This is a genomic window from Streptomyces sp. 840.1 (genome assembly GCF_003751445.1).
Taxonomy (GTDB): domain Bacteria; phylum Actinomycetota; class Actinomycetes; order Streptomycetales; family Streptomycetaceae; genus Streptomyces.
On record NZ_RJUU01000001.1, the window covers coordinates 548,220 to 568,238 of the forward strand.

The following is a 20,019-nucleotide window of genomic DNA, read 5'->3' on the forward strand; positions in this document are numbered from 1 at the left end:
CCGTAATGCCTTCGCCGTCGGAACCCGGTTCCGGCATGATTCCCGGCGTGCACAAGGACGAGGGCGGGGACCGTCCCGGGCGATCGCGGTACACGCTGACCGGGACGGCGCACGGACACGCCTGGGGCTGGTGCTCCGAGGTGGAAGGGCTGTTCGGAGAGCCCCGACGCGGGACCTACGAGCTGTTCGGCTGGGTTCCGCAGGCGGAGTCGGGCGCCTGGGCCGGCAACCGCCTCTGGCTGGTGCCGGACGATGAGGCGCTCGGCCCCTGGCTCCTGGAGGACGCGGAGAGAGCGGAGCGGCCCGCCGGGACGGACGGTCTCGTGTTCACCGGCCTCGATGACTGTGAGGGTCCGCCCGAGGGGCACAGGGGCCCCGTCCGTGTGCATGACGGGCGCCGATGGCTCGGCTCCTGCCGGGAATTCGCCCGCATCCTGCCGCGCGAGAGGCCGGCACCCCCACTCGTCCTGCGGGGGCTCACCCAGGGCGATGAGCTGAGGGCGGCTCTGGCGAAGGGCACCCGGCGGGCGCTGGACCTGGAGCAGGCCGCCCTGGAGATACGTGACGACCAGGGCGCACCGCTCACCGAACGCCTGTTCTGGACCGAAGTCGCCGCCTGGCGCCCGTCCCCGTCCGGGGCGGATCTCATCGATCTGGAGCTGGACGGCGAGCTGTTCACGCCCGTCCCCGAACACGCCCGACCGATCTGGGAGCGGTGGCTCGCGGGGCCGCCCGGGACGGCGGCCGCCTGGGCCGGCCTCGACACCCGGCGCCGCTGGGTCTGGCACGACCTCGTCCGGGAGTGAGCCGCCCACCGCACCCTGCGTGACCGGCCGGCCGGTCACGCCTACACACTCGACGGCCGGCACATGACCGACGAACCGGGTCTCTACCTGGCGCTCGGAGAGGCGGTGAACGGGCCGGGCGGCTACTTCGGCGGCTGTCTCGCCGCCCTCGACGACTGCCTCCGCGGCGACTTCGGCCACACCGCCCCGGCGACGCTGCTCTGGCGCGACGCCGCGACGGCGCGCGAGCACCTGTCCCGGGCCCTGGCACCCGACGGCCGGCCCTACGACTTGTTCGGCCTCGCCCTCGGACTCCTGACCGAGGGCGGCATGCGCGTCACCCTGGCGTGACCCACGGACCGGCCACCGGGCCGGGCGCGATCCGTCCGCCGGGCACGGCCACGTCCTGACGACTGCCGGCCACCCGTCCGCCGCTTCGCCGGCCCGGACGCCCCCTGACCAGGCATTCCCTCTCACAGGGAGGCGGACACCCCCGCTATACATGCCGTGTATAGCCAGTGTGTATAGTCCGTCCGGACGCACGCCGTGTGCGCCTTTCAGCCAAGAAGGAGTGACCTGTCTTGCCCAGTAGGACGAAGTCGATCGGTACGGGGTTGGCCGTCACCCTTGTGACGGCCCTCACCCTCACGCTCAGCGGCTGCTCGATGGAGACCACCGCACCCGGCTCCGCACGCGCCGACGCCGCCTCGGACTCCAAGGGGTCGTTCGGCCCGGTGGACTGCCGCAAGGCCAAGTGCATAGCCCTGACCTTCGACGCGGGCCCGGCCGAGGACACCCCCCACCTGCTGGACATACTCAAGAAGGAGAAGGTCCACGCGACCTTCTTCCTGCTGGGCAAGAACCATGTGAAGAAGCACCCCGACACGGTCCGCCGGATCGAGGCCGAGGGTCACGAGGTGGCCAACCACACCTGGTCGCACGAGATCCTGACGGACAAGAAGCCCGCCGAGATACGGGCCGAGCTGGAGAAGACGCAGGACGCGATAGCGGCGATCACCGGCAAGAAGCCGAGGCTGATGCGCCCGCCGCAGGGCCGCACCGACGACACCGTCTCCAACATCAGCAAGGACCTCGGGCTCTCCCAGATCCTGTGGAGCGCCACCGCCAAGGACTACTCGACGACGGACTCCGCGCTGATCAAGAAGCGGATCCTGGACCAGGCGAGCAAGGACGGCATCATCCTGCTGCACGACATCTACAAGGGTTCGGTGCCCGCGGTGCCCGGCATCATCGACGCGCTGAAGAAGCAGGGCTACACCTTCGTGACCGTTCCCCAGCTGATGGCGCCCGCCGAGCCGGTGCCGGGCACGATCTACCGCCCCTGAGCCTCGCCGGCACGCGAAACGGCCCGCCTCCCCCGCGAGGGGAAGACGGGCCGTCCGTACCGGCCGCGCCCGTGGTGCCGCGCCCGTCACTGCGCGGCGCCTACGCGGCGGCCGGGATCCTGCGCTCCGCCGGGGCCGAGGCCGGGGCGAGCGCGATCTCCAGCACCTGGCGGACGTCGGTGACCGGGTGGACCTCCAGGGTGTCCAGCACCTCGGCGGGGACGTCGTCCAGATCCGCCTCGTTGCGCTGCGGGATCACCACGGTGGTGATGCCCGCGCGGTGGGCGGCGAGCAGCTTCTGCTTCAGGCCGCCGATCGGCAGTACCCGTCCGGTCAGCGACACCTCACCGGTCATCGCCACATCGGTGCGGACGAGGCGTCCGGAGAGCAGCGAGGCCAGGGCGGTCGTCAGGGTGATGCCCGCGCTCGGGCCGTCCTTGGGCACCGCGCCCGCCGGGAAGTGGATGTGCACGCCCCGGTCCTTCAGGTCCGCGACCGGCAGTTCCAGCTCCGCACCGTGCGAGCGCAGGAAGCTCAGCGCGATCTGCGCGGACTCCTTCATGACGTCGCCGAGCTGACCGGTGAGGGTCAGTCCGGAGGCGCCGGTCTCCGGGTCGGCGAGGGACGCCTCGACGAAGAGCACGTCGCCGCCGGCCCCGGTCACCGCGAGTCCGGTGGCCACACCGGGCACCGCGGTGCGGCGCTCGGCCGGGTCCTGAGCAGACTCCGGGACGTGGTGCGGCCGCCCGATGAGCGCGCGCAGGTGCTCGTCGGTCACCGTGAACGGCAGCTCCCGGTCGCCCAGTTCGTGCTGGGCCGCGACCTTGCGCAGCAGCCGGGCCACGGACCGCTCCAGGTTCCGGACCCCTGCCTCGCGGGTGTACTCGCCGGCCAGCTTGCGCAGCGCCGACTCGTCGAGGGTGACCTCGTCCTGCTCCAGACCGGCCCGTTCCAGCTGGCGCGGGAGCAGGTGGTCGCGGGCGATGACGACCTTCTCGTCCTCGGTGTAGCCGTCGAGCCTGACCAGCTCCATCCGGTCGAGCAGGGCTTCCGGGATGGCTTCCAGGACGTTGGCGGTGGCCAGGAAGACGACGTCGCTGAGGTCGAGTTCGACCTCCAGGTAGTGGTCGCGGAAGGTGTGGTTCTGGGCCGGGTCGAGCACTTCGAGGAGGGCGGCGGCCGGGTCGCCCCGGTAGTCGGAGCCGACCTTGTCGATCTCGTCGAGCAGGACGACCGGGTTCATCGAACCGGCCTCCTTGATGGCGCGGACGATGCGCCCGGGGAGCGCGCCGACGTAGGTGCGCCGGTGGCCCCTGATCTCCGCCTCGTCCCGGACGCCGCCGAGCGCGACGCGGACGAACTTGCGGCCCATGGCGTGGGCCACGGACTCCCCCAGCGAGGTCTTGCCCACGCCGGGCGGACCCACCAGGGCCAGTACGGCTCCGCCGCGCCGCCCGCCGACGACGCCCAGGCCCCGGTCCGCGCGCCGCTTGCGCACCGCGAGGTACTCGGTGATGCGCTCCTTCACGTCCTGGAGGCCCGCGTGTTCGGCGTCGAGGATCTCCTGGGCGCCGCGGATGTCGTAGGCGTCCTCGGTCCGCTCGGTCCACGGCAGTTCGAGGACGGTGTCGAGCCAGGTCCTGATCCAGGAGCCCTCGGGGCTCTGGTCGGAGGAGCGCTCCAGCTTGTCGACCTCCTTGAGCGCGGCCTCGCGGACGTGCTCGGGGAGGTCGGCGGCCTCGACGCGGGCCCGGTAGTCGTCGGACTCGTCTCCGGAGCCGGAGTCGCCGTTCAGTTCGGAGAGTTCCTTGCGCACGGCGTCGAGCTGGCGCCGCAGCAGGAACTCGCGCTGCTGCTTGTCGACGCCCTCCTGGACGTCCTTGGCGATGGACTCCGCGACGTCCTGCTCCGCGAGGTGTTCACCGAGCCACTGGATGGCGAGCTTCAGCCTGGCGACCGGGTCGGCGGTCTCCAGCAGCCGCACCTTCTGAGCGGTGGTCAGGAAGGGGGAGTATCCGGAGTTGTCGGCGAGCGCGGAGATGTCCTCGATCTGCTGGACCCGGTCCACGACCTGCCAGGCACCGCGCTGCTTCAGCCAGCTGGTGGCGAGCGCCTTGTACTCCTTGGCCAGCTCGGCGGCGGCCCCGGGAAGGGGGTCGGGGGCCGAAGCGTCGACCCGGGTGCCCTCCACCCAGAGCGCGGAGCCCGGTCCGTTGGTCCCGGCGCCGATCCGTACCCGGCCGCGCCCTCGGATGAGCGCGCCGAGGTCTCCGTCGGAGAGCCGTCCGACCTGTTCGACGGTGCCGATGACACCGATGCCTGTGTAGGTGCCGTCGATGCGCGGGACGAGAAGCACCTCGGGCTTGCCGCCGTCCTCACGGGCGACGGACTGTGCGGACTCCACGGCGGCGCGGACGTCGGTGTCGGACAGGTCCAGAGGTACCACCATTCCGGGCAGCACGACCTCGTCGTCGAGCGGCAGCACAGGCAGGGTGAGCGGTGTGACCGCATTGGACTCAGTAGCCATGATCTCCCCTTCGGCAGTCAAGTTGAGCTATGCAGACTCAATGCTTCTGAGCCGTTCAATGTTCCCCGGGAGGTGTTCGCTGTGAGCGATCAGGGTGTGACCAGGGGACGACTGCCTGCCTGTGCTCTTCGTGCAACACCGGGAGGCGCTCGCGAAATCCCGGGAAATCCCGTGGAAGGCGCGGGCAGCGCCGGACAGGATGACGCCATGAACGATTTCGCTCCCCCCTCGCAGGCCCTGCTGGTCGTGGACGTCCAGAAGGCGGGGGTGACGGGCGAGCGGGCGGTGCCCGGCGCGGCCGGACTCCTGGAGCGGGTGGCGGCCCTGATCGCCGGCGCCCGCGCCGGCGGTGCGCTGGTCGTCCACCTCCAGAACGACGGCGCCCCCGGCTCGGACGACGAGCCGCACACCCCGGGCTGGGAGCTGCACCTTCCCATCGGCGCCGGTCCTGCGGAGGTGGTGATCCGCAAGACCAGGGACGACGGCTTCGCGGACACCGGACTGGGAGACCTGCTGGCCGGCGCGGGGGCCGAGTCGCTCGTCGTGTGCGGGGTGATGTCGGAGATGTGCGTCCAGGCGACCGCCCGCACCGCCCTGGCCCTGGGCCACCAGGTCGTCCTGCCGTACGACGCCCACGCGACGCAGGACATCCCGGCCGCCCCCGGCATCAGTGCCGCGGTCCCGGCCGCCGTGGTGTCCCGGGTCGCGGCGTGGGCGATCAGCGGCGACGCGGAGGTCACCGTCCGGGCCGAGGACGTCACGTTCGCCGCGCCGCCGGGGACGCGGCGGGCGCCCGCCGGAGAGCGCCCGGCAAGCCCCTGACGACGGTAAACGGGTCGGCGCGGGCCCGCCGGCAGGGCAGAGTGCCCGTATGAACGAGGACAGAGGGCTGGAACCGGACGGCACGATCGCCCGCGAGGGATCGCTGGACCGCGTGCCGGAGCGGTTCGCGCCGGTCGTGGCGGCGGCCCGTTCCCGTATCCGCGAGGTCTTCGGCCCGGACCGGCTGGACAGCGCCTACATCTACGGCAGCATTCCGCGCGGCACAGCCGTTCCCGGCGTCTCCGACCTGGATCTGCAGCTGGTCCTGCGCACCGAACCCACCGAGGCGGACCGGGCCGACGCCGACGCCGTCGAGGCCGGACTCGACGCGTCGTTCGAGGAGATCGACGGCGTCGGCATCCTGCTGTCCGGCAGGGACACCGTGCTCAGCGACCTCGAACGCCATGACGCGGGCTTCTTCATCGCCTGCCTCTGCACCCCGCTGCTCGGCGATGACCTCGCCGGGCGGCTGCCGCACTACCGTACAAGCTCACTGCTCGCCCGGGAGACCAACGGCGACCTGTGCCTGCTGCTGCCGCGCTGGCACGAACGGGCCGCCGGGGCCAGGACGGACACCGAACGCCGCGCCATGAACCGCGGCGTCGCCCGCCGGATCGTGCGGACGGGCTTCACGCTCGTGATGCCGAGGTGGGGCGGCTGGACCAGCGATCTGACCGAGTGCGCCGAACTCTTCGCCCGTTACTACCCCCACGTGCCCGAACGGGCCGAACAGATGCGGCTGGCCGCCCGTACAGGCCGCACCCCGACCGCCGACCCGGCCGTCCTGTCGATGCTCGTCAACGACCTAGCCCCGTGGCTGGCGGCCGAGCACATCGCGGTGCACGGCGAGAAGACCCCGCGCCCCTGACCCCGCCGGGCAGGGGCCGGGCCGCAGCAGGACAGCGCCGGCCGCCGCCCGAACGGGCAAACCGCTGGCCCGGTGACTGCCGGGCGGGCGAGTATGTACGCGATACCGACCGGCGGTGCTCCACCCGCCGACCGACCCACCGGAGACCCCCGCCATGCACCACACCTACGGCCCCGACGCCCTCTCCCCCGTCACCCTCGACCGCCGCGAGGGGCCGTACGGGGAGGCCGTCCTGCGCAAGCGGGGCGACGACTTCGAGATCATCGCCAACGGGTGCTTCCTGATGGACACCTCGGACGGGCGCTCCGAGCGGCTGCTGATCGACGCCGCGCTCGCCGCGCTGCCCGCAGGCCGGGCCGCCCCCGCGGTGCTCATCGGCGGACTCGGCGTCGGGTTCTCGCTCGTACGGGCCGCCGAGGAGCCGCGGTGGGGGCGGATCACCGTGGTGGAGCGGGAGCCGGCCATCGTGGACTGGCACCTGGGCGGGCCGCTGGCCGGGATCTCGGGGGAGGCGCTGGCCGATCCGCGGACCGCGATCCTGACGGCCGATCTCGTGGCCCACCTCCGTACCACTACGGAACGTTACGACGCACTGTGTCTGGACATCGACAACGGGCCGGACTGGACCGTCACCGAGGACAACGGCACCCTCTACTCCCCCGCCGGGCTGGCCGACTGCCTGCGCTGCCTCACACCCGGCGGAGTGCTCGCGGTGTGGTCCGCGCAGCCTTCCGCGGAGTTCGAGGAGGCCTTGCGCGATGCCGGTTTCCAGGGGGTTCGGACCGAAGAGGTAGGGGTTGCCCGAGGTGTGCCCGACGTGGTCCATCTCGCAATTCGCACCGGCTGAGATCCCCCCGCCGGGTATCCGGGCCCCCGGGACGCCCGGGGGCCAAGCGCCACAAGAGCGACACTCCGCCTCCTGCGCACGGCCGGTACGCACTCATGCCCTTGCACCCTGCGTAGCCGAAAACCGTCCGCTGCCTTTACGCTGCTGACCGATAACGGGATCTCCCGCGAAATTCACAAGCGATAACCGTGCGTCCGGGGGAATGTCCCCCGCGAGAACGGGCAGGGGCGGGGCGATGGAACAGACACACACCACCCACAACGGTGTCGCGGCCACCCCGGGCGCTCAGCGCCGCGTGCTGGTGGTCGAGGACGACGCGACGATCGTCGACGCCATTTCCGCCCGGCTGCGGGCCGAGGGCTTCCTGGTGCAGACCGCGCTCGACGGCCCCGCGGCCGTCGACGCGGCCGAGGCCTGGCAGCCGGATCTGATGGTGCTCGACATCATGCTGCCCGGCTTCGACGGGCTGGAGGTCTGCCGCCGCGTGCAGGCCCAGCGCCCGGTGCCGGTCCTGATGCTGACCGCCCGGGACGACGAGACCGACATGCTCGTCGGCCTCGGGGTCGGCGCCGACGACTACATGACCAAGCCGTTCTCCATGCGCGAGCTGGCGGCCCGGGTGCACGTACTGCTGCGCCGCGTCGAGCGGGCCGCGCTGGCCGCCGTGACGCCGCGCAGCGGCATACTGCGCCTCGGCGAGCTGGAGATCGACCACGCGCAGCGCCGGGTGCGGGTGCGGGCGGACGACGTCCACCTGACGCCGACCGAGTTCGACCTGCTGGTCTGCCTGGCCAACACCCCGCGCGCGGTGCTCTCCCGGGAGCAGCTGCTGGCCGAGGTCTGGGACTGGGCGGACGCCTCGGGCACCCGGACCGTCGACAGTCACATCAAGGCGCTGCGCCGGAAGATCGGCGCGGAGCGCATCCGTACCGTGCACGGCGTCGGCTACGCCCTGGAGACCCCGGCACCATGACCGCGCCCGGACCGGGGCTGCGGCCGTTCTCGATCAAGGCCAAGCTGGGCACGCTCGTCGTGGTCTCGGTCTTCATCACCACCGGGCTGCTGATGGTGGCCCTGCGCACCCGCACCGAGCTGCGGTTCATCACGGTGTTCTCGGTCATCGCGACCCTGCTGATCACCCAGTTCGTGGCGCACGGCCTGACCGCGCCGCTGGACGAGATGCGGGCCGTGGCCCGGTCGATCTCGCACGGCGACTACACCAGACGGGTGAGCGGCGCCGACCGGCGTGACGAGCTGGGCGATCTGGCCCAGACGATCAACCTGATGGCGGACGACCTGGCGGCCGTGGACCGGCACCGCAAGGAGCTGGTGGCGAATGTCTCACATGAGCTGCGCACCCCCATCGCGGCACTGAGAGCCGTGCTGGAGAACGTCGTGGACGGGGTGTCCTCGCCCGATCCGGAGACGATGCGCACCGCCCTCAAACAGACCGAGCGGCTCGGCAGGCTGGTGGAGACGCTGCTGGACCTGTCGCGGCTGGACAACGGCGTCGTCACGCTGAAGGCCCGCCGTTTCGAGGTGTGGCCGTATCTGTCGGGGGTGCTGAAGGAGGCGAACCTGGCCGCCGGGCACCGCCGGCTGTCCTCGGGCTCCGGCAACTCCACCCGCAAGGACGTCCACCTGCATCTGGACGTGTCCCCGCCCGAGCTGACCGCGCACGCGGACGCGGAGCGGCTGCACCAGGTGGTGGCGAACCTGATCGACAACGCGGTGAAGCACAGCCCCCCGCACGGCCGGGTCACGGTGCGCGCCCGGCGCGGCGCCCAGCCCGAGTCGCTGCACCTGGAGGTCGTGGACGAGGGCCCCGGTATTCCGGAGTCCGAGCGGCACCGGGTCTTCGAGCGTTTCAACCGCGGCGAGGTGACGTCCCCGCACGGGCCGGGCAGCGACGGCGGTACGGGGCTGGGTCTGGCGATCGCCCGCTGGGCGGTGGATCTGCACGGCGGACGGATCGGTGTGGCCGAATCAGCTCGCGGATGCCGCATCCGCGTCACTCTTCCGGGGATCCATCAACCGCGAGGTTGACATAGGGTTCGAACCGGAAGGGCACGTTCTGCGTGTTCTGTTCAAGGGGTACGGTCCAAGGGGCCGTAACAGCGGTCTCGCGTACCCGGAGCAATGCGGAACCAAGCTTGTTTCCCGCCATTTCCTGCGCCGAAACCCGACTTTCGATGTGACTTGCACGACGAAGACCGGCCCGGTCCGCATGGAACGGTCCGGGAGGCGTAGCCTTGATTTCCGCTGTCCACCACCTTGTGAAGCGGAAGAGGGCGGTTGCCGCCGTGTCGTCTCAGTCCCCCAGTAACTCGAGCATCTCGACCGACCAAGCCAGCCCGGGTTCGAACCCGGCTGCTGCGTTCGGCCCCAATGAGTGGCTCGTCGACGAGATCTACCAGCAGTACCTCCAGGATCCCAATTCGGTCGATCGCGCCTGGTGGGACTTCTTCGCCGACTACAAGCCGGGTACGTCCGGCACGGCGGACAAGCCCGTTCCCGGCGCCGCAGCCGCGGGGGCTGCGGCGCCCACGGCTCCGGCCGTGACCGCGCCGACCGCCACCGACCAGACCGCCCCGGCCGCGCCGGCGCAGCCCGCCGCCCAGGCCGCCCCGGCCCCGGCAGCACCCGCTGCCCCGGCGCCCGCGCCCGCCGCTCCGGCGGCTCCGGCCGCACCGGCGAAGGCGGCTCCGGCTCCGGCCAAGGCCGCTCCGGCCCCGGCCGCCAAGGCCGCCGCCGAACCGGCCGCCGAGGCCCCTGCCGGGCCGGAGTACGTGACGCTGCGCGGCCCCTCCGCCGCGGTCGCGAAGAACATGAACGCCTCGCTGGAGCTGCCGACGGCCACGTCCGTGCGCGCCGTCCCGGTGAAGCTGCTCTTCGACAACCGCATCGTCATCAACAACCACCTCAAGCGCGCCCGGGGCGGGAAGATCTCCTTCACGCACCTCATCGGGTACGCGATGGTGCAGGCCCTCAAGGCCATGCCGGCGATGAACTACTCCTTCGCCACCAAGGACGGCAAGCCGACCCTGGTCAAGCCGGAGCACGTCAACCTCGGCCTGGCCATCGACCTGGTGAAGCCGAACGGCGACCGCCAGCTGGTCGTCGCGGCCATCAAGAAGGCCGAGACGCTCAACTTCTTCGAGTTCTGGCAGGCCTACGAGGACATCGTCCGCCGGGCCCGCAACGGCAAGCTCGGCATGGACGACTTCTCCGGAGTCACCGCCTCGCTGACCAACCCCGGCGGCATCGGCACCGTCCACTCGGTGCCCCGCCTGATGCCCGGACAGGGCCTCATCATGGGTGTCGGCGCGATGGACTACCCGGCCGAGTTCCAGGGCACCTCGCAGGACACCCTGAACAAGCTGGGCATCTCGAAGGTCATGACCCTGACCTCGACGTACGACCACCGGGTCATCCAGGGCGCCGCCTCCGGCGAGTTCCTGCGGATCCTGTCCCAGCTGCTGCTCGGCGAGAACGACTTCTACGACGAGATCTTCAAGGCGCTGCGCATCCCCTACGAGCCGGTCCGCTGGCTCAAGGACATCGACGCCTCGCACGACGACGACGTCACCAAGGCCGCGCGGGTCTTCGAGCTGATCCACTCCTACCGGGTCCGCGGCCACGTCATGGCCGACACCGACCCGCTGGAGTACCGCCAGCGCAAGCACCCCGACCTGGACATCACCGAGCACGGCCTCACCCTGTGGGACCTGGAGCGGGACTTCGCCGTCGGCGGCTTCGCCGGGCAGACCCTGATGAAGCTCCGCGACATCCTCGGTGTGCTGCGTGAGTCGTACTGCCGCACCACCGGCATCGAGTTCATGCACATCCAGGACCCGAAGGAGCGCAAGTGGCTCCAGGACCGGGTGGAGCGTCCGCGCCCCGCGCCGGAGCGCGAGGAGCAGCTGCGGATCCTGCGCCGCCTCAACGCCGCCGAGGCGTTCGAGACGTTCCTGCAGACCAAGTACGTCGGCCAGAAGCGGTTCTCGCTGGAGGGCGGCGAGTCCGTCATCCCGCTGCTCGACGCGGTCATCGACTCCGCGGCCGAGGCGCGCCTCGACGAGGTCGTCATCGGCATGGCCCACCGCGGCCGGCTGAACGTCCTGGCGAACATCGTCGGCAAGTCGTACGCGCAGATCTTCCGCGAGTTCGAGGGCAACCTCGACCCGCGCTCGATGCACGGCTCCGGTGACGTCAAGTACCACCTGGGCGCCGAGGGCACCTTCACCGGTCTGGACGGCGAGCAGATCAAGGTCTCGCTGGCCGCCAACCCCTCGCACCTGGAGGCGGTGGACCCCGTCCTGGAGGGCATCGCCCGCGCCAAGCAGGACATCATCAACAAGGGCGGCACGGACTTCACCGTCCTGCCCGTCGCGCTCCACGGCGACGCGGCCTTCGCGGGCCAGGGCGTCGTCGCCGAGACGCTGAACATGTCGCAGCTGCGCGGCTACCGCACCGGCGGCACCGTGCACGTGGTGATCAACAACCAGGTCGGCTTCACCGCCGCCCCGGAGTCCTCGCGCTCCTCGATGTACGCGACGGACGTCGCGCGCATGATCGAGGCGCCGATCATCCACGTCAACGGCGACGACCCGGAGGCCGTGGTCCGCGTCGCGCGGCTCGCCTTCGAGTACCGGCAGACGTTCAACAAGGACGTCGTCATCGACCTCATCTGCTACCGCCGCCGCGGTCACAACGAGGGCGACAACCCGGAGTTCACCAACCCGCAGATGTACACGCTGATCGACAAGAAGCGCTCGGTGCGCAAGCTCTACACCGAGTCCCTCATCGGTCGCGGCGACATCACGCTGGAAGAGGCGGAGCAGGCGCTCCAGGACTTCCAGGGCCAGCTGGAGAAGGTCTTCGCGGAGGTCCGCGAGGCCACCTCCGCACCGTCCCAGCCGCACGTCCCGGACGTCCAGGCCGAGTTCCCGGTGGCCGTGACCACCGCGGTGTCCTCGGAGGTCGTGAAGCTGATCGCCGAGTCGCAGGTCAACATCCCCGACTCGGTCACCGTCCACCCGCGCCTGATGCCGCAGATGCAGCGCCGGGCCGCCTCGGTGGACAACGGCACGATCGACTGGGGCATGGGCGAGACGCTCGCCATCGGTTCGCTGCTGATGGAGGGCACCCCGGTCCGGCTCGCCGGCCAGGACACCCGCCGCGGCACGTTCGGCCAGCGGCACGCGGTGCTCGTCGACCAGAAGACCGGCGAGGACTACACCCCGCTGCTCTACCTCTCCGAGGACCAGGCCCGGTACAACGTCTACGACTCGCTGCTCAGCGAGTACGCGGCGATGGGCTTCGAGTACGGCTACTCGCTGGCCCGCCCGGAATCGCTGGTCATCTGGGAGGCCCAGTTCGGTGACTTCGTCAACGGCGCGCAGACCGTCGTGGACGAGTTCATCTCCTCGGCCGAGCAGAAGTGGGGCCAGACCTCCGGCGTCACGCTGCTGCTGCCGCACGGCTACGAGGGCCAGGGCCCGGACCACTCGTCCGCCCGCCCGGAGCGCTTCCTCCAGATGTGCGCGCAGGACAACATGACGGTCGCCATGCCGACGCTGCCGTCGAACTACTTCCACCTCCTGCGGTGGCAGGTCCACAACCCGCACCACAAGCCGCTGATCGTCTTCACCCCGAAGTCGATGCTCCGGCTGAAGGCGGCCGCGTCGAAGGCGGAGGAGTTCACCACCGGTGGCTTCCGTCCGGTGATCGGCGACGAGTCGGTCGACCCGAACGCGGTCCGCAAGGTCGTCTTCTGCGCCGGCAAGGTCTACTACGACCTGGAAGCCGAGCGCGAGAAGCGCGGCGTGACGGACACCGCGATCATTCGCCTCGAGCGCCTGTACCCGCTGCCGGGTGCCGAGCTCCAGGCCGAGATCGCCAAGTACCCGAACGCCGAGAAGTACCTGTGGACCCAGGAGGAGCCGGCCAACCAGGGCGCATGGCCGTTCATCGCCCTGAACCTGATCGACCACCTGGATCTGGCCGTCGGCGCCGACGTCCCGCACGGTGAGCGCCTGCGCCGCATCTCGCGGCCGCGCGGCTCCTCCCCCGCGGTCGGCTCGGCCAAGCGTCACCAGGCCGAGCAGACCCAGCTGCTGGACGAGGTCTTCGAGGCCTGACCGGCACAGCACGAACCGGGGGCCCGGTACCGCGAGACCGTCGCGGTGCCGGGCCCGCGGCGTTGCGTCGGGCCGCCGGGCTCAGATGATGAGCGGTTCGAAGGGCCAGAAGGCCGGGTAGCGGGGCCTGGTCGCGATCGCCGCGTAACAGGCCACGGACAGCGGATGGCGGGACGTCAACGTGGCGTTGGCCCGCTCGCAACTGACCCGGCCCAGCTCGCGGGCCGCGCCGGTCCGCCCCGTGCGGGCCCTCATGACGACCGCGTTCATCGCGCAGCCGATGGCCCAGGGATGCTCCTCGCCGACCGCGCCCGCCATCGCGGTACGGGCCCGCTCGACCCGCTCGTATCCCGGGTCGCGGTCACCGAGCGACCAGTGCATCAGCCCCAGGTTGCCCTCGGCGCCGATCGTGTACGGATGCCGGTCGCCCAGCATTCGCCGGTAGCCGGTCACCACGTGTTCGTGAAGTTCCAGCGCCTGTCGGGGGTCACCGGCCTCCCTCTCCGCCGTCGCGACGGCCGTGGTGATCAGGAGGGTGAGGGGGTCGTGCTCTCCCAGGAGACGCAGGGCGCTCTGCCTGGTCGCGGCGAGCGCCGGAAGCGCGGACACGGCTCCCTCCAGCGCGTACTGGCAGAGTGTCAGGTGGTACTGGGCGCGCAGCGTCTGCGGGTTGTTGCCGCCCATCCCCCGCAGATGGCGCCCGACCGTGTCGCGCAGGGCGAGTTCCGCCTCCCGGTGCCGCCCGAGGAGCCGCAGGTCCATGGCGAGGTTGATCTCCGAGTACAGGGCCGGCGGCGCGTCGGGCGTCAGGACGGACCGGCGCACCGCCAGGGTGCGCTCGTCCTGTTCCCTGGCCTCTTCGTAGCGGCCGAGCAGCCGCAGCGACACAGCGAGGTTGTTCTCCGCGTTGAGCGTGCGGGGGTCCTCGGGGCCGAGCAGCTGCCGGTCGCGCTCCAGGATCGAGGCGGAGAGGTCCAGCGCCTCCTGATAGCGACCGAGGCCTCTCAGATCGGCGGCGAGACCACCGGCGGCACGCAGGTGGTCGAGGTCCAGGTATCCGCGCTCGGCGGCCAGGAAGTCAGCGGTGGCGCGCTCGACGCTCTCGCTGCCCCGGTAGTCGCCGAGAGCCCGCAGCAGGTTGGCGTAGTGGTGGCGCAGGGCCAGGATCCGGTGGTCGGCGGGCCCGAGCAGCGCCTCCCAGGACTCCATCGCGGGGGCGGCGAACCGGACGCCGCTCCCGTACTCGCCCGAAAGGTACATGTACCGCAGGCAGTTGAGCACCAGTCGCTGTACCTGTGGGTCCTCGCTCTCCAGGACCTCGGCCCATTTGAGGTGGGGGGTGAGGGCGGCGTAGGCAGGCCAGTGGCGGATGTCGGCGGGATCGCCGGGGTCTGCGGCGGCGAGGGCGCGCCGGGCGACGTCGGCGCATACCCGGCGGTCGTGGTCCGGCATGTCCTTGCGGACCAGCTGATGGACCATGCGGTGCAGATGGATCGAGTCCACGGACCGGTGGCCGCCGTCCGATTCATGGAACTCCAGCCATACCACCGAGTACTGGCGCAACTGTCCGACGGCCCTGTCCCAGATGAGCGGATCGTTCATCAGGCCCGCAAATGGTGACGGCAGTTCGTCGCCCGCCGCTCCTCTCAGCAACCGCACGGGAATGGCGCCGGGTGCGAAGAAGCTGCACAGTCGCAGCAGGTCGAGCGCATCGGGCACGGTGTCCCTGAGCCTGTTCAGCAGGATCGACCAAGCGGTCTGGAAGGCCATCGGGAAGTCGGCGGACACCTTCACGACGTCCTGGCCGGCCCCGCTCTCAAGGAGTTCGAGGTACTCCTCGACCGGCAGGCCGGAGCCGTTGAGCCAACCGGCGGTCTGATCGAGCAGCAGCGGCAGGTCCTCCAGCGCCCCGGCCAGCCGGTCCGCATCGGCGGGGTCCAGCCGGGGGGCGCGGCGCCGGATGAAGCCGACCGACTCCTCGCGCCGGTAGACGGGCACCTCGATCGGCGCGTCCCGCCCCTCCTCCTCGCCGGTGCTGCGGGAGGTGATCAGTACGTGTCCCGTGCCGGCGGGCACCAGGTCCCGGATCTGGTCGGGTTCGTCGGCTCCGTCCAGCACAACGAGCCACCGCTCGTACGGTTCGCCGCGCCGCAGCGACTCGTGCACGGCGCGCAGCCGCTCCCCGTACTCCGGGCCTGTGGACAAGTGGAGTTCGGGGGCGAGTTCGGCGAGCTTGTAGCGAACCGGGGTTCGCCGGTCGGCGGGCACCCACCACACGACGTCGTACTCGAAGCCGAACCGGTGGACGTACTCGGCGGCCAGCTGCGTCTTGCCGACCCCCGGCATCCCGCTCAGGGTGACGGTGGCCCCGCCGGGTCCTCCCGCGTGGAAGGCCTCGCCGATGCCGGCGAGCAGTTCCTCGCGGCCGGTGAAGCGGGTGTTGCGGCGCGGCACCCCGCCCCACACCTCGGGGGTGTGGGCCGGGTGGTGCGGGCCCGGCCTGGCGGCGACGTCCTCGGGCAGCGGGCCGGTGGGGAGGCCGAGGCGTACGAGCAGCCGGCGCTCGGCGTCCTCCTCGCCGACGCCGTACAGCTCCAGCGGGTCCAGCAGGGAGACCGCGCCGCCCAGCGGGGCGGTGTGGGTGAACCAGACCGCCGCGAACCGCTCCCGCCGGGGCCCGACGACCTCGCGCAGGGCCCGGTCCCACTCCTCGCGCCCGTGGCCGGCGAGCTGGACGTACCGGGGGCTGAGCAGGAGCAGGACCCGGCCGCCGGAGCGGGCCAGCGCGCGCAGCGTGTCGGCCGGTGAGTCGCCTGCCCGGGGGTCCCGGCACTGCCGGCGGACGGTCACCCCGCGCCGCTCCAGCCGGTCGGCGGTCCATGCCGCCCAGGCCCGGTCGGAGTCGGCGTGGCTGAGGGTGATGCCGGTACCGGGTGCGGGGGGCTGCGGAGCGGGCGGGGCTGCGGTGCCCGGTCGGCGCGCGGTCGCCCGGGGGCGGGCCCCGGTGGGCGGTGCGCCGCTCGGGGGCGCCCCGGGGCCCCCGGGCCCCGGCAGCCACCGGTCGCCCGGCCCCCCGTGCGGGTCGGCGGACTCCGTGATGCGGCAGGGCAGTTCGGCCCTGCGGACCGGGGCGCCCCACTGGTTGGAGATGGTCAGCCGCAGCACCGCGGGCCCGGTCGCGGTGCCCGCGGTGACGAGGAATCTGGCCGGGCCGTACGTACCGCCGAAGCGGTGCAGTACGAGTCCCGGGTCGTCGAGCACCTCGCAGACGAAGTGCGGGGCGCCGTCCAGGGAGACGCTGAAGGCCAGCTCCTCCTCCTCGTACGGCCAGGCCTCGCTGTCCTCCTCGTCGCGGGCGTTCAGGGGGCCGCGCAGGTCGACGCCGACGCACTGGACCACGCCGGGTCCGACCTCGGGCAGCCAGCCCACGACGGGCTCGATCAGCAGCGGCCGCTCGTCACCGTTCACTCCCGGCCCCCGCCCGTGTGCGGGCCGTCGTCCGCGTACCGGCCGGTGAGGTGCAGGGTACTGAGCGGGTGCCCGTAGTACTGGAACATCAGGCTGTACAGCAGCCGCAGGGCGTTGCGCTGCCCCCGCTCGTCGAACGTGCCGTCGTCCCGGACCATCAGCGGAACCCCGCCCTCCGCGAGGAACCTCTCGTGCGCCCCGGTCCGGAAGGCCCGCAGGGCGCGTGCCACCGGCCGGTCCGGGTCGGCCGTCACCGTCTCGACGAGTCGGCGGATGAGCTCACGGGCCTCGGCGTCACCGACCTTCCCCGCGGTGACGATGCAGCCGCCCGCCCCGTTGCCGAGGAAGACCTCCGTGAAGCCCCGCAGATACTGTCTGCCGTCCCCGTCGTGGTCCAGGAACCGGCCGGAGTGGCAGGCGTTGAGGCAGACCAGTGAACCGTCCCGGCCGAGCAGGCGCATGCCGTGGTCGTGGTACTCCGCCCAGGTCACGTCGGCCAGGGTGAGTTTGCTGAGCTCCTGGTCGAAGGTTCCGTGGCAGCCCATGTAGACCAGTCCTGTGGGGTCGGCGGTGTGTTCGTCCAGGCTCTTCAGGAACGACACGATGCCGGAGTGCGGCCGGTGCTCGTAGCCGTGGAAGACCTCCCGGTCGGAGCGCATGTCCGGGTGGAAGTAGCCGAGCACGGCACCGGCGGGGGCGGCGACGGCGGTCGGGAAGTCGTCGCCGCCCCGGACCGCGTCGAACCAGCGCGCCAGGTCGACGAGCGTCCCGAGCATTCCGCCGGGGAGTCCCGCGGCCGGCTCCGGTGGCAGGGCGAGCGCCTCCCAGGGCAGGTCGAAGCCGGTCTGGTCGAGTATCACGAGCTGCAGGCTGTTGCCGTGGACCTGCCGGCACCGATTGATCCAGCCGGTCAGCGGGCCCTGGTTGCGCGACCAGCGGTGGATGGAACGGAGCAGTTCGGACGGCGGTTCGCCGCCGGGCCGGGCGTTGCCGAGGCTGATCGCCGCCGGGCGCCGCTGGCCGTCGCCCGAGGTGTATGGGAGGGGCGCGACCCCGGGGCACCAGGCCTCGAAGCCGTACGCCTGGGGCAGTCCGGGCGAGGAGTGCCGGCGCCGCACCCGGACCCGGGCGTACCGGGTGTCGGGGGCCTGCCGGGCGTCGACGGCCACCGTGCCGAGCCCCAGCGGTTCGGCGGTACGCGCCCTGGCCGGCACGACGGCCCGTGGGACGGGCAGCGCCTGTCCGGCCAGCCTGCCCAGGCGCCGGATCACGTTGCGGGGGTCATCACGCACGGCCGGCCCCCTCGTCGTCGGCCCGCGCCGCGATGACGTCGGCGCCGAGCGCGTCCGCGAGTTCGGCGGGCAGTGCGGTGTACGGCCGTCGCCCGGGGTCGATGACCACGCTGTGCAGCCGGGTGCCGCCCAGGGCGCCGATCCGTTCGGCGGCCCGCATCGCGTCCGTCGTCCCGGTGCGCCCGGCCGGGCCGCGCTCCCGGCGTCCGGTGCGGCCCTCGGTCAGCGGCACGTTGCCCCGCCCGTCGGTCACGACCACGAGCAGCGCCTCGACGAGTCCGGCGCGGTGGTGCCGGAAGGCCCGGCGCAGGGCGCTGCCGGCCTGGTCGAGGCCGTGCGCGAGCGGGGTGGCGCGGCCGGCGGGCCGGCCGAGTGCGGCGGCGATCCTCGGGTCCCGGGTGGACCGGGCGGAGAACGAGCCGGCCCGCAGTTCGTTGGCCGCTCCGCGGGCGCCCACCTCCACGACGTGGACGGCGGCCCGGGTGACGTAGGCCCACTGGAGGAACGGTTCGAGCGCCGGGCGCCAGTCCCAGTCCCCCCGGCAGGTGTGGTCGAGGACGAGGGTGAGCATCCGGACGGGTTCGGGTGCCCGGACATAGCCGCGCAGGTCCTGCGGGAGGATCACCAGCGATCCCTGGCCGCCGCGTATCGCCCGGTACTTGGCGGCCTCCATCGCGGTGCGGACCGGGGCGAGGTCCCACAGGTCGCGGGCGCGCCGCACCCCCACGACGGCACCGCGCGAGGCCCGGGTGCCCGCTGTCCGGCGGGCCGGTATCCGCAGCGTCGCCCCGTCGGGCCCCGGGCCCGCGCCGTCCTCCGGGTACGGGGTGAGGGGGCCGGGCGCCGCGCCCCGGACCGGGGCCGGGGCCGGACCGAGGGAGACCGCGGCCTCCGGCTCCCGCACGAACGGGCCGGTCCCGGGCGGTGGTTCGGGTCCGGCCGGGTGGTCCGGAAGCGGACGGCCGGGGCCCGGCCCGGGAGCCCGTGGCGGCTCGGGGGCGGGGGCGGAGGCGGGGGGTGGTGCCGGAGGACGGTGGACGGTGCGCAGACGGATCAGCCGGGCGGCCCGGTCCACGTGGGCGGGTGCGACGTGGACGGGGGCGGTGGTGGTCGCCGCGGTCGCCGGGTCGCCGAGCGGCTCCGCCCGCTCCTGCGCAGCGTCCAGCCGGGCCAGGGCGCGGGCGATGCGGCCCAGCGCGAGGGCTCTGCGGTGACCGGGCCCCTCCCTGTCGTCCAGGTGCTCCAGCACCGACGCGGCGAACCCGTCGGCGAGCGTGGCGGGCCGCCGTGGCGTGCGCGGGCTCAGCGCGGCGGCCCAGGCGGCGGGCAGCGGGCCGAGGGGGCCGGGGCCCGGCCGCAACCGCAGACCGGGGACGCCGAGGCGGACGGCGAAGCGGTCCAGGAGGTGCGGCGAGACGTGTGCGGCGTCCTCGGACCGGCAGAACGCCAGCCACCGGGCGCGGGGCGTCCACCTGCGCCGGATGCCGGAGTGTTCGAGGGTGGCGGTGTCCGCGCCGAGGAGCTGGACGGCGGCCCGCATCCCCGGCACGCTCAGCCGGGCCAGGTCGGGCACGACGACGAGCGGCGGGACGTCTCCTGTCTCGGCCAGCGGTCCTGGCCCCAGGGTGAATTCGATGCCGCCCGAGCCCCGCCGCACCAGGGGCCGTGACCACAGGTCGTCGTCGGCGGTCGCGGCGTCGAGCGTCGTGCGGGGCACGGCCTCCGGCGGCCGGCCGCAGGCCGTGCCGAGCACCTCGGCGAACACCCGGGCCACGGCGGGGACCTGCTCGGACGGCAGGTCGAAGAGCAGCACACCGGTCAGGCCCGGCTCCAGGGCGGAACAGACCAGCGCGGTCAGCAGCCGGTGGGCGGCGTCGTCACGCTCCTCCGGGTCCTGGGTCTGCGGCGGCCGGGCGGACAC

General features: G+C 72.5%; 11 protein-coding genes and 1 pseudogene. 8 read left to right on the top strand and 4 right to left on the bottom strand.

Features of this window, described 5'->3' with window-relative positions; all coding sequences use genetic code 11:
- Nucleotides 1-35: 35 nt before the first annotated feature.
- A pseudogene (locus EDD93_RS02405) lies at nt 36-1,136 on the top strand (barstar family protein).
- 314 nt (nt 1,137-1,450) lie between these two features.
- Nucleotides 1,451-2,131, top strand: coding sequence for a polysaccharide deacetylase family protein (locus tag EDD93_RS02410; RefSeq protein WP_260255878.1), 681 nt, complete (start codon nt 1,451-1,453; stop codon nt 2,129-2,131).
- 100 nt (nt 2,132-2,231) lie between these two features.
- Here the strand turns inward: EDD93_RS02410 and lon are convergent, their stop codons facing one another.
- The gene (gene lon, locus EDD93_RS02415; protein WP_123523587.1) at nt 2,232-4,658 is read right to left on the bottom strand and encodes an endopeptidase La; all 2,427 of its coding nucleotides are present in this window, start codon (nt 4,656-4,658) and stop codon (nt 2,232-2,234) included.
- A 207-nt stretch (nt 4,659-4,865) separates the two neighbouring features.
- Between lon and EDD93_RS02420 the strand changes: the two genes are divergently transcribed.
- From EDD93_RS02420 to EDD93_RS02445, 6 genes are all read left to right on the top strand, one after another.
- A complete protein-coding gene (locus EDD93_RS02420) occupies nt 4,866-5,480 on the top strand; it encodes an isochorismatase family protein (RefSeq protein ID WP_123523588.1) in 615 nt (204 codons plus the stop codon).
- A gap of 49 nt (nt 5,481-5,529) precedes the next feature.
- The gene (locus EDD93_RS02425) at nt 5,530-6,348 is read left to right on the top strand and encodes a nucleotidyltransferase domain-containing protein (protein ID WP_123523589.1); all 819 of its coding nucleotides are present in this window, start codon (nt 5,530-5,532) and stop codon (nt 6,346-6,348) included.
- A 154-nt stretch (nt 6,349-6,502) separates the two neighbouring features.
- A complete protein-coding gene (locus tag EDD93_RS02430) occupies nt 6,503-7,195 on the top strand; it encodes a spermidine synthase (protein ID WP_123523590.1) in 693 nt (230 codons plus the stop codon).
- Nucleotides 7,196-7,430: 235 nt separating this feature from the next.
- Nucleotides 7,431-8,168, top strand: a complete 738-nt coding sequence (locus tag EDD93_RS02435) for a response regulator transcription factor (protein WP_014154105.1) — start codon at nt 7,431-7,433, stop codon at nt 8,166-8,168.
- Nucleotides 8,165-9,241, top strand: coding sequence for a HAMP domain-containing sensor histidine kinase (locus EDD93_RS02440; RefSeq protein ID WP_123523591.1), 1,077 nt, complete (start codon nt 8,165-8,167; stop codon nt 9,239-9,241). The genes EDD93_RS02435 and EDD93_RS02440 overlap by 4 nt, the downstream gene beginning before the upstream one ends.
- Nucleotides 9,242-9,498: 257 nt before the next feature.
- Nucleotides 9,499-13,338 (top strand): multifunctional oxoglutarate decarboxylase/oxoglutarate dehydrogenase thiamine pyrophosphate-binding subunit/dihydrolipoyllysine-residue succinyltransferase subunit, encoded by a 3,840-nt coding sequence (locus EDD93_RS02445; protein WP_123523592.1) that lies wholly within the window; start codon nt 9,499-9,501, stop codon nt 13,336-13,338.
- An 81-nt stretch (nt 13,339-13,419) separates the two neighbouring features.
- Here the strand turns inward: EDD93_RS02445 and fxsT are convergent, their stop codons facing one another.
- From fxsT to EDD93_RS02460, 3 genes are read right to left on the bottom strand one after another with little or no spacing between them, the layout of a single operon-like run.
- Nucleotides 13,420-16,806 carry an FxSxx-COOH system tetratricopeptide repeat protein gene (gene fxsT, locus EDD93_RS02450; protein WP_123523593.1) on the bottom strand — a complete coding sequence of 1,129 codons (3,387 nt, stop codon included), beginning with the start codon at nt 16,804-16,806 and terminating at the stop codon, nt 13,420-13,422.
- The gene (locus EDD93_RS02455) at nt 16,803-18,098 is read right to left on the bottom strand and encodes a CHAT domain-containing protein (RefSeq protein ID WP_123523594.1); all 1,296 of its coding nucleotides are present in this window, start codon (nt 18,096-18,098) and stop codon (nt 16,803-16,805) included. The genes fxsT and EDD93_RS02455 overlap by 4 nt, the downstream gene beginning before the upstream one ends.
- A complete protein-coding gene (locus tag EDD93_RS02460) occupies nt 18,091-20,019 on the bottom strand; it encodes a hypothetical protein (RefSeq protein WP_123523595.1) in 1,929 nt (642 codons plus the stop codon). The genes EDD93_RS02455 and EDD93_RS02460 overlap by 8 nt, the downstream gene beginning before the upstream one ends.